The organism is Staphylococcus sp. HMSC62B09, assembly GCF_001839115.1.
Classification (GTDB): domain Bacteria; phylum Bacillota; class Bacilli; order Staphylococcales; family Staphylococcaceae; genus Staphylococcus; species Staphylococcus haemolyticus.
The window spans coordinates 78,327-89,102 of sequence record NZ_KV840080.1 but is presented as its reverse complement, the minus strand read 5'-3'; the positions used below and the strand labels follow the sequence as shown (position 1 = coordinate 89,102).

The 10,776-nt window shown below is 30.8% G+C and carries 10 protein-coding genes; 3 read left to right on the top strand and 7 right to left on the bottom strand.

Annotated elements, in window-relative coordinates; translation table 11 throughout:
* Window positions 1-86: 86 nt before the first annotated feature.
* From HMPREF3265_RS00505 to HMPREF3265_RS00485, 5 genes are all read right to left on the bottom strand, one after another.
* Window positions 87-1,229, bottom strand: coding sequence for an acyl-CoA dehydrogenase family protein (locus HMPREF3265_RS00505; protein WP_176744140.1), 1,143 nt, complete (start codon window positions 1,227-1,229; stop codon window positions 87-89).
* A gap of 160 nt (window positions 1,230-1,389) precedes the next feature.
* Window positions 1,390-1,734 (bottom strand): transcriptional regulator, SarA/Rot family, encoded by a 345-nt coding sequence (locus tag HMPREF3265_RS00500; protein ID WP_070860838.1) that lies wholly within the window; start codon window positions 1,732-1,734, stop codon window positions 1,390-1,392.
* Between the two features lie 487 nt (window positions 1,735-2,221).
* Window positions 2,222-2,545 (bottom strand): PH domain-containing protein, encoded by a 324-nt coding sequence (locus HMPREF3265_RS00495; protein WP_037549846.1) that lies wholly within the window; start codon window positions 2,543-2,545, stop codon window positions 2,222-2,224.
* A gap of 20 nt (window positions 2,546-2,565) precedes the next feature.
* Complete coding sequence (locus tag HMPREF3265_RS00490; protein WP_256323903.1) at window positions 2,566-3,312, bottom strand: transcriptional regulator, SarA/Rot family; 747 nt, start codon at window positions 3,310-3,312, stop codon at window positions 2,566-2,568.
* Window positions 3,313-3,570: 258 nt separating this feature from the next.
* Window positions 3,571-4,302 (bottom strand): helix-turn-helix transcriptional regulator, encoded by a 732-nt coding sequence (locus tag HMPREF3265_RS00485; RefSeq protein WP_256323902.1) that lies wholly within the window; start codon window positions 4,300-4,302, stop codon window positions 3,571-3,573.
* Between the two features lie 802 nt (window positions 4,303-5,104).
* Here HMPREF3265_RS00485 and HMPREF3265_RS00480 point away from each other — a divergent pair.
* Entirely contained in the window at window positions 5,105-5,863 is a 759-nt protein-coding gene (locus HMPREF3265_RS00480) for a CHAP domain-containing protein (protein WP_070442449.1), read from the top strand.
* Between the two features lie 368 nt (window positions 5,864-6,231).
* Here the strand turns inward: HMPREF3265_RS00480 and nhaC are convergent, their stop codons facing one another.
* Window positions 6,232-7,638, bottom strand: coding sequence for a Na+/H+ antiporter NhaC (gene nhaC / locus HMPREF3265_RS00475; RefSeq protein WP_053025488.1), 1,407 nt, complete (start codon window positions 7,636-7,638; stop codon window positions 6,232-6,234).
* Window positions 7,639-7,750: 112 nt separating this feature from the next.
* On the bottom strand, window positions 7,751-8,821 hold the full coding sequence (locus tag HMPREF3265_RS00470) for an NAD/NADP-dependent octopine/nopaline dehydrogenase family protein (protein WP_053025490.1): 1,071 nt from the start codon (window positions 8,819-8,821) through the stop codon (window positions 7,751-7,753).
* 410 nt (window positions 8,822-9,231) lie between these two features.
* Between HMPREF3265_RS00470 and HMPREF3265_RS00465 the strand changes: the two genes are divergently transcribed.
* Together HMPREF3265_RS00465 and HMPREF3265_RS00460 are read left to right on the top strand one after the other, a co-directional pair.
* Window positions 9,232-9,660 (top strand): DUF4870 domain-containing protein, encoded by a 429-nt coding sequence (locus HMPREF3265_RS00465; protein ID WP_070860835.1) that lies wholly within the window; start codon window positions 9,232-9,234, stop codon window positions 9,658-9,660.
* Window positions 9,661-9,978: 318 nt separating this feature from the next.
* Window positions 9,979-10,626 (top strand): CHAP domain-containing protein, encoded by a 648-nt coding sequence (locus tag HMPREF3265_RS00460; protein ID WP_070442455.1) that lies wholly within the window; start codon window positions 9,979-9,981, stop codon window positions 10,624-10,626.
* Window positions 10,627-10,776 lie beyond the last annotated feature (150 nt).

Below are 10,776 nucleotides of genomic sequence, written 5' to 3'. Positions count from 1 at the left end.
GCTAAGCAAGCTGGGGATACAACGAAATAAATTTTGAGAAAATATTATTTCTGTCCCACTCCCTAAAATCTATAGTTATTATACTCTTAAAATAAATTACATAAAGATTTCGCTATATTAGTGTATGCTGCATCTTCCATTGGTGGATTGTGTAATCCAGCTCTCATATCTCGATAATAGCGTTGTAACGGACGATCCATTTCCAGACTTTTTGCACCAACAATTCTCATCGCTAAATCAACAACTTCTAACCCTTGGTTCATCACTAGCACTTTACTAGCAGATGTTTCATTCCATAAGTGTGATTGATTTTCTGAATAATTATATCCTTTTGCGGTACTCCATAAAAAGTGACGTGCTGATAATAGTAAAGACTCCATTTTCCCAATGTTTTGTTGTACAGTTGGTAAATGACTAATAGTTCCTTCTATACTATTTGGACCATAACTCGTCGCAAAGTCTATGGCATAATTTCTTGCCGCCTGTGCAATTCCTAAATATGTACTTGGAATATGTAATATCCAGCCATTCGGTTGTGGCTTTCTTTTTGACTCTACGAAAAAGTCTTTAGGTATCCATACATCATTCAATACTAAATCGTGACTTTCTGTAGCTCTCATACCTACCATATTCCAATTATCTGCAATTTCTACACCATCAAATTCTCTTGGTACTAAGAAGAAACCTACTTCCTGTAAATCATCTACATATGCAGCTACAATATAATGGGTCAATGCTTTACTCATTGATGTATACGTTTTAACACCATTTAATAAGTAACCGTCACCTTGTTTTACTGCATGTGTCGCAGGTCTGCCTCCGCGAGTTGGGCTCCCTGTATCCGCTTCACTTACCGCTCGATTAACAAGAGCTCCATTTTCGATATCTTTTGCAAAGCGATTAAGCATGTCCTGCTTCCACATCGTTTGTTCATATATTTGACCTATAACACTTAAATGCCAACCAATAGATAATGCTGTTGCACCGTCAATAGCACCTAAATATGTTTGCAAAACAACCATATCTTCAATAGTGGCACCTTCTCCACCATATTCTACAGGTAGCGTTAGTAAGCTATAACCTTCTTTAACTAGCCATTCAATATTCTCATAAGGGAACCTAGATTGTTTATCATTCCCTGTTGCTCTTGCTTTAAACGTCTCTTCTATTGATTGAAATTTTTTTATCCATTTCTTTTGAATATCTGTATTAATCAGAACTGAATCGATCAATTATATCACCTGTTCATTGTCATTATTATTTAAACCTAGTTTATCACTCGACATTACAAATTGAAAGTTAACCACTTAAGGGATTATAAACACAAAAAGACTTAAGTCAATAAGATTAAATCTCTCAAAACTTAAGTCTTTTATGAATAAACGTTGATTACTTAATGTACTTCTCTAATTCAGCAATCAGTTTATTAATTTTGTCTCGTTGTTCATCTGTTACATAAACAATAACTATTCTTTCATCTTGTATGCTACGTTTTTTTGAAAGTAACTGTAAATCTTTTAACTTCTGTAATGCTTTAGTTAAGTAATAAGGTTTAAACTCTGAATACGTTGCAATTTCCTTTGAAGTTATTTCTTTCGTTTTACTTCTCGCAATATAATTTAAAATATAAACCTCTTCATAATTTAAATTATATTTCTTTTTAGTATCTTTGAAGAACTTTTTAACTTGAAATGTTGCGTTAACTAAATCATTGATGTCTTTAATTTGTCCCATATTCTAAACCACTCCTCTGATGTACGTCTTGTTGCTACAAGGTTCATGTCTACTATTTATTACTTACCAAACATTTCTTATGCTATAAAAATTATTTTATAACATTTATGTATAATATTTCAATATTTTTATGAAATCCAAATGATATTAATTATCAATAACAAGTTGCATCAATTAAATTATATATAATCAATTAGTCACTATAGGTATTCATTTGGAGATAAAAAAGAGGACTGAGACAGAATTCTTTATAAAAATTCGTCGTCCCAACCCTACAAGAATGACCAGAACTGAGGAAAGTATGATTTAAGTGTCTTCTCATCTCAGTCAACTACTGCAAATTTGCAAAATAGCAACATTATATTATTTATGTTACAGACTCACATGTTTTTTAGCCTCAGCTAATTGTAATAATAATATAACTATAACAAGCGTTGCTTCCTTTAGAATCATAGTAGCGTATTTTAGGTTTTATTCAACTTTTTGATTATTTAATTTTAGACTCCACATAATCAACGAATGCTTTAACGTCTTTAGTTTTGATTTGTTTCATTGGTACTTTTCCAATATTAAAAGTAAACAAAATACCTGTGCCATTAAAATGTATTTCTTCTATTTCATTATATGGGATATTTCTATAATAGAATTGACCATTCATATCTACATTCATAATTAATCTTTCAGAAGTGGCAATAAATGCTCCTTCAAATTCACTTTGGCCTTGAACATTATACTCAATGACACCTAATACTGAAGGGCCTTTTGACTCTGTTGGAAACAAATCGTTGGGATTCACATTATCTAGAATCATGAATTCATTCTCCTTACATATTATGATATTTTATTGTACTTCATTTCCTCTTGGAACTTATTGTAACATCTAATAAATAATTTATTTGTTTCATATGCTCGTGATTCAATAAATTTTACATTTACAATACGTTCATCTATTGAATTACGATACTTTTCTAAATATCCTTTTTGATAAAGATCATTAATAACCACGTTCATACATATTAAATATCGATATGACATTGCCTGAATTTCTTTTAATGAAATAACTTGTCGACTAGATAGTAACTTACCTAATAAAAACAATTCATCCAAACTCAAATTAGACTCCTTTGCTATATTTCGAACTTGGTAAAGTGCGTCAAAAATGGTTATAACCTGCCCTAATTTATTATAGTGGGCTGTTGTTTCTACTAAATAGTCAAAATTTTTCCCTTTTATCATTTCACTAACTTCCATAAACATAATGTTCAGTTTATCTTGACAGCTATTGGATGGGAGAAATAATATACGTCTTTGGTCATTATCATCACGCAATTTAGTAATCCATCCTAAATGATATAAATGCTCTAAATGATGTCGTAATTGTCTTTTTGAAATGGTTTGATAAGTGATTAACTCATCTATATAAACGCCTTGATGATGAACATGAAAATATTTAATGATTTCATACAATGTTTTTAATTGCTCAAATTTTAATTGGTAACTATACTTTAGCACCTCACCTACCGCTTTCATAAAAACAAGATAAAATAATAATGTTTCTAGCTTATTTTTATTCATCATAGCTATCACCTCATAACACTATTTCAGGATTGGACGGTTAAGAGTTTCCATGCTAATTTGATAACAAATTGTCTAATCATAGCCCCATATTTTAAAACTGCATTTGAAACTATTGAATATATAACTCTATATTTATCCAATCTATTAAAGATAGACATTGACTTGATTTCTTAAATAAACAACATTATCTTTATAATTTATCAATTGAAAGGTCGTGTTTACTTGTACTCAATCATCATGTTTGACTTATATCTATTATTATTCAGTTGAACTGTAATTATCTTTTACTTCAGCAATTAATAATTGTGTTTCTTCATCTAATGGTATTTCTGATTGATTAAATGATTGATATTGGTGCGATTGTTTCTTAGTTCTGATTTGACCAGGTGTGGTGCCGTATTTTTTATTAAATAAAGCAATGAAATGTGGAAAATGGTTGAATCCATGCTTATATGCAATATCTTGTATTAAATGATTACTTTTTAAAATGTCTATCAAACATAATTTTAATCTAACATCATTAATATATTGTGTAATATTATGATAAGGCGTGTGATACTTGATGACTTTACTAAGTTCCTTGGCTGACATATTGAGTGCATTAGCCATATCTTGGCGACTTATCTTATTACTGTGATGTTTAATAATATACTTATGTACTTTGTCAACTAAGGCATTATCTAGTTTGTAATGAGTGCGTTGATTTCTCTGCAAGTATCCTAATTCTACACATAAGTGTTTTACCAGCTTATCTTTTATTTGTAATTTATCTGACTTACTACTTTCAAAATCAAGTAAATTTAAAATAAAGGGTTCTAATTGTTTTCTTTCAATAGAAGGAAATTTATATCCATTAGACTTAATATAATCATCAGCATATTTCAAATAATCTTTGAATGCTATTTCAATACTAGCGATAATTGCTCCATCCTCATTCTCAATCGAGTAAATATCATTTAACATTACAAATAATAAATCTCTCTCTTTCATTTGAAATTTCTTTAAATTTAAAATTACTCTCCCTGACCCCTTTAGCCAATAGATTAATTTAATATTTGATTCCTTTTGACTACTTATCTTTATATTTTTTAAAAGCTTTACCGAAAAGTTATCAATCATACGAACGTCCTTTCACTTTATAATATATAAAGATATGACATAAACAGAAATAATAAATTATCCCCCATAACGCTAATAACTATTGCTGCATTAATAACGATTTTCTAATTAAACGCTTTTTTGAATGCCTATCTTCATATATAATTGTATGTTTTATTTCGGTATTAGCAGTAGCAAACTTTTAACCAATTATATCATTTTATTATCTTATATAAATGTTTTTGTATATTTTTTATAATGTTTTTATGAATAATCCCTAATAAGAGCTTCTTTTATAGCATTTCAGAGTAATAATACAATTTAATTAATAGATCTTTTGTATATATATAATTTTAAAACAATACAAAAATAATGAATTCTATTAATTTTATATCAAATTAATTTTTGCTGTTACTTTACAAAAATGTTACAAGAAAATGAGTATCTTTTTCATATATTTTTTTAAACACTGTTATGACAACGTTTTTTAATATTACAAAAAATTACTTATTGTATTTAACTCAACACTATTTATTAGCAAAAAATTACAAAATGATAACAACGCACACAAAATGATTTTTTTCTGATAAAGTATGTCTTGTCGTTAAGAAACTTATTAAAAACTGGACTCAAGGGTCATCAAATGACTATTAAATATAAAATATTAATTTAATTCTCAGGAGGAAATTTTACAATGAAAAAAATCGCTACAGCTACAATCGCTACTGCAGGAGTTGCAACTATCGCTATCGCTGGACATGGTCATGAGGCACATGCAGCAGAACAAGGATATAACCCAAATGATCCAACTTCATACAGCTACTCTTACACTATCGACCAACAAGGTAACTATCATTACACTTGGAAAGGTAACTGGAGCCCAAATCAAGTAAATCACTCTAGTCAATCTAATTATTCATACAACAACTATTCATATAATTACAATAACTATAATAACTACAACAACTACAGCAACTACAGCAATAACACTCAATCATATAGTGCAAATAATCAACAAACTGGTGGTTTAGGTGCTAGTTACTCAACTTCAGATCGTAACATTAAAGTAACTACAACTACTGCTCCATCATCACAATCAACTGGCGTTTCAATTTCAAGAACTTCAAGTTCAGGTAGTAACTTATATACTGCTGGTCAATGTACATATTATGTATTTGATAGAGTTGGCGGTAAAATCGGTTCAACTTGGGGAAATGCTAATAACTGGGCAAGCGCTGCAGCTGCTTCAGGTTACACAGTAAACAATTCACCATCAGCTGGTGCTATTTTACAAACTTCACAAGGTGCATATGGTCACGTAGCATTCGTTGAAAGTGTTGGTAGTGACGGTTCAGTTACAGTATCAGAAATGAACTATGGTCATGGTGCTGGTGTTGTTACTTCACGTACTATTTCAGCTAGCCAAGCTGCTTCATATAACTACATTCACTAATTTTATTAATAAGTATAAAAGCGATCCATTTTTGGATCGCTTTTTTGCGCTTACTTTCAGACTCAAAGATATATACATTAAACAACATGCATCTCCACTAGTTTAAAAATCTTATTATGAGATATAAATATCATCCTGCCGTATAATTAAAAACAAAAAAGATTGGAAAGTAATAATCAATACTTTCCAATCTTAATCTATTTCGAACAAATTCATTCTTTCTTGATTTGTTATATCTATTACTACATAATTGTTGATAATAAATTCGTTTGTCCATCGTTCATGGATCCAATTCTCGCTACAAAAATATCTATGTAACGTTTTAACATACTTAAATACATCCTTTTCACAAATGATTAAACATATTTTCACGAATTTTTTACATAACTTTTGTTATCTAATTTTCTAATACCAATTCCAGTAAAGCCGTAAATAATTGCTAATACTGCACACAAGTAGCATGGAACTGTCCAAATAAAGAATTGATCTACTGATACTCCCAGTTGTTGTGTGTAGTATATGCCTGAAGTTCCCCATGGTATTAACGGCAACACCATCGTACTTGAATCTTCTAAAGTTCTTGATAAATTTGATTTATCTAAATTCCTACTAACAAACATGTCTTTCATTAAGACACCCACCATAATAATTACTATAGATGCTACACCAGCTGCAAATACTAACATTAAACAGCAAATGACTGTTATTAAGATAAGCGTTCCTACTGAATGTATACCTTTAGAAACCGTTTTTAACATGACATCTAAACATCCCGATACTTCAACAATACCTGCAAATGCATACCCACAAAATATTGTCACTAGTATTTCTGTCATACTCATCATTCCACCTTGTTCTAATAGCGATGTTGCATTGGTAGAAAGATTGGAATGTCCAGTCATCGCAGGTGTAAATCCATTAAACATAGCTTTAAAACCATCAACTATATTAAAATGATTATTTAATGTTCCAATAATAACTGCACTTAAACTTGATGCTAACATAGATGGTACAGTAGATACGTTACAAACTAAACATATGATTATGACTAATAACGGCACCCACACCCAAATATTTATATTATAGATACCATCAAGTTCATTCAGTAACTTATTAATTTGTTTCGTATTCACTGACCCTTTTGAAGTTAACCCTGCAAAGAACCAAACTATTAGTCCAATAATTGAAGCAGGTATCGTTGTCCACATCATTGATCTGATATGAGAAAAGATATTTACCTTAGTTACTAAAGCAGCTAAGTTAGTTGTATCTGATAATGGTGACATTTTATCACCAAAGACCGCACCTGCAATAATAGCACCTGCTGCCATACCCATATCGATATTCAACTGATGCGCAATTGATATCAACGCAATACCAGCTGTTGAAGCTGATCCCCAGGCTGTCCCAGTAGCTAAACTACTAATAGCTGATATTAAAAAGGCAGAAACTAAAAAGTAATGTGGATTTAAAAACTTTAGACCGTAGTATATTAAAGCTGGAACAGTTCCAGAATACATCCAACTTCCAACTATTATACCTACAGCTAGTATAATAAATATTGCAGGCATAGCCGTCGTTAATCTTCGTGTAATTCCCTCTTCTAAATCTTTCCATTTTAAGCCTACTCGCCAAGCTATCAAAGCTGCATATGCAGATGATATGAGTAACAGTACCTGAATGGGAATATTAAATTTTATAAAGCCTATTGTCACGACAATAACCATAACGATAATTGTAGATATTGCTTCCAAAAATGATGGCTGTCTTTTCATACACATTCCTCTTTTCCTTTTAGTTAATTACCTCTTTTCATAGTTAGATGTGCATTTAATCATAAATAGAATGTTAATTAAAGATTCATTTTTAGTAATCTAAATTTGTTAATTATTCTAAACCAAGTTTTTCTAAACCAAGTTCTTCTACTTTTAGACCTTCATCGAAAAAGTCACGTTCTAAAATTGTTGATGCAATCATGATAACAGCATCTATATTAGGCGTTTCAACATCAATTGCACGCCCTAAACTTGACCATAGTACTAGTCCATATGCAATATCTTCAGTTAAATAACGATTTTGTACTGAATTAGGCCCTGGTATTTGAGAAAACACAGGACTTGTATTAAATAAACGATTTAATGGTTCATCTTCGTCTTTACGTTCTAAATAGCCTCTTTGAATACGTGCTTCTTTGGCTGTTAAAAGTTCAAATCCTAATTTACGCCCTAGTGTTAAACGTTCCAATTCAATTGCATGTAATAATCTTACTGTGTGCTTCGTAATACCTTCTTTATAGAGGGCAAATGAATCAGCATAATCAATTCTTCCTACATTTAATAACGTTGGACCAGGATGAACCTCTGGGTTTCCGTTTTCTAAATTTGTCTTCCATAGATTTTCTTCTTTAACAAGATACGGATATATTTGACTTACTTTTTCAAAGCTGTCACTAAGTTCCTTCTTATTATATGTAGAAAAGAATACTTTACGTACATTCAATGATAAGTCTACGCGTGCATTTTCAAAGTCAACGCGCGTACCGTAAGTAAGTGTATTAGCTTCAGCAAACTTCGGCTCTACCTCAATATGTTTATCTTCAAGTACGTTAATAAATCGAATTGACGCCATGGCAGCTGCAATATTGAAGAAAATAAGTTGATCACTTGTTACATGCTCAGCCATAATTTCCGCATAGTATTCAATATATGATGATGGAATGATAACTTGAATTATCTCAGCATCTTTCAATACATATTCAATGTCATCACTTATGTCTGTAAATGGTACAAATGATTCTGTACCTTCATTATTAAAATCAAATCCACCCTTTTCTAATGCGTTATTAAATTTTTTAATGGATGAATTTCGACAATATAATTTCACATCATGTCCTTGATTTACCATATCTACTGCCGCTGTAACTGCACCGTTACCTGATCCTACTACCGCTATTTTCATAGTTATAACTTCCTTTCTTAATCAAATCAGCGTCTCTGCTTTTCATTTAAAAAATTAAGGGAGCAGGTCAGAAATCTAATAAATGTAAATAGATTTCTTCATATCCTCAAATACAACCATTTATTAAAATGATCATATTTAAGTCCCGCTCCCGGGCAAAGTTGGCTAGAATAAAAATATATCTTAAATCAACATTATTTCTATTCAGTCAGCTAATGCCAAATCCTAATAATGAGTTTTACTAATATCATTAGTAATCAATTTTTATACAACGCTAAACTATATCCTATTTTTCAAAAATTAAACACAACTCAATTATTTATATTAATTTTAAAATTAACTAATCTTTTTTAAGTAACTTTGTTATATTAATTATGAAACATAACTTTTTAATTGAGAGGAGTATTATTATGTCGGATTATTATGATCAATCACAAGACTCTATGGTAAAGAGAGATAATGAAGATGATGCCCGATTAATGTCTATGTTAATTTTCCTATTGGGATTCTTCACTTCTGTAATAGGTCCAATTATTATTTGGGCTATCAAGCGTAATGAATCACGATTAGTTGATAAAGCTGGAAAGAATTACTTCAACATGCTTATTTCCTATTTAATTTGGAACTTTGTTGTTGGTATATGTATGGTACCTGTATTTTTCATATATATAGTTAATAATGAAGCAGCGATCATTATCGCTACAATATTATTATTTGTTCTTTCATTACTATTAATTGTACTTACTATCCTATATGTAGTTTTTCATATCGTTGCATGCGTTAAATATTTTGGTGGAAAAGAGTATGTAGTGCCTTTATCAATTCGTTTCTTCAAATAAGTTGTACAGCATCTAATATTACAAAGGGTTGTAACAATAATCATTTGTTAACACTAACTAAATATAAGATTGATGTAGTATACATGCATAATTCAAGCTATATTACAGTACGTAACCTTGAACTACTCTTTATTACGGAGTTGTTCAAGGTTTTTGTATTTCATTTACGAAATCGTAACATTGCACACAGTGCTAATAGAATCTGATAAAGTATGACATGTCGTTGGGAGCGACAAAAAAATACAAATTCAAAGTCTATTCAACATATCGCTATTTTCAACCTATTGTTGAATACAAATTTTGGGAGGACTTTTTACTATGAAAAAAATTATTACAATTTCAACTTTAACAGCAGGCATTGGTGTATCAGCATTAGGATTAAATGCTAACCATGCAGATGCTGCAGAATATATTCACAATTCAACACCACAACATAATCAATTCGGACAACAAAGTCCACATGGTCAAAATATGCAATTTAGTCATCAACAAGGACAAGGTTATCAACAGCCTCAATTTAAACAACAATCTTTCAACTATAATCAAAGCACTACAACTTCAACTACATCAGATGGAAGTTCGTCATCTAGTAGTTCTTCTACAACTACGTCTTCTTCAACTCAAACTACATCTTCTACATCAGGTAATTTATACACAGCCGGCCAATGTACTTGGTATGTATATGACAGAGTTGGTGGTAAAATCGGTAGTACTTGGGGAAATGCTAATAACTGGGCGAGTGTAGCATCAGCAGCAGGGTACACTGTAAATAATACTCCAGAAAAAGGTTCAATTCTTCAAACATCTGAAGGTTCTTATGGACATGTTGCGTATGTAGAAAGTGTTGGTAGCGATGGTTCAGTAACTGTTTCTGAAATGAATTATTCTGGTGGACCATATGTCAAAGATACACGTACAATTTCAGCTAGCCAAGCTAGTTCTTATAACTACATCCATTTATCATAATTTTAAATAAAGCTTAAATGATGCTAATCATAAATATAGGATAACATTATACTATAGAGCTGCATTGTAAATTCACAGTAGCTAAATGGTTGAAAAGTCGCTTTAAATCAAGCTTTCTCAATTCTAATCATTCATGTAGGACTAGAGGCT

Bases quoted from the DNA above. Each gene is read 5' to 3' on its own strand.
- HMPREF3265_RS00500 (WP_070860838.1), bottom strand. From the start codon at position 1,734: ATGGGACAAATTAAAGACATCAATGATTTAGTTAACGCAACATTTCAA.
- HMPREF3265_RS00495 (WP_037549846.1), bottom strand. From the start codon at position 2,545: ATGATTCTAGATAATGTGAATCCCAACGATTTGTTTCCAACAGAGTCA.
- HMPREF3265_RS00490 (WP_256323903.1), bottom strand. From the start codon at position 3,312: ATGATGAATAAAAATAAGCTAGAAACATTATTATTTTATCTTGTTTTT.
- HMPREF3265_RS00485 (WP_256323902.1), bottom strand. From the start codon at position 4,302: ATGAAAGAGAGAGATTTATTATTTGTAATGTTAAATGATATTTACTCG.
- HMPREF3265_RS00480 (WP_070442449.1), top strand. From the start codon at position 5,105: ATGAAAAAAATCGCTACAGCTACAATCGCTACTGCAGGAGTTGCAACT.
- nhaC (WP_053025488.1), bottom strand. From the start codon at position 7,638: ATGAAAAGACAGCCATCATTTTTGGAAGCAATATCTACAATTATCGTT.
- HMPREF3265_RS00470 (WP_053025490.1), bottom strand. From the start codon at position 8,821: ATGAAAATAGCGGTAGTAGGATCAGGTAACGGTGCAGTTACAGCGGCA.
- HMPREF3265_RS00465 (WP_070860835.1), top strand. From the start codon at position 9,232: ATGTCGGATTATTATGATCAATCACAAGACTCTATGGTAAAGAGAGAT.
- HMPREF3265_RS00460 (WP_070442455.1), top strand. From the start codon at position 9,979: ATGAAAAAAATTATTACAATTTCAACTTTAACAGCAGGCATTGGTGTA.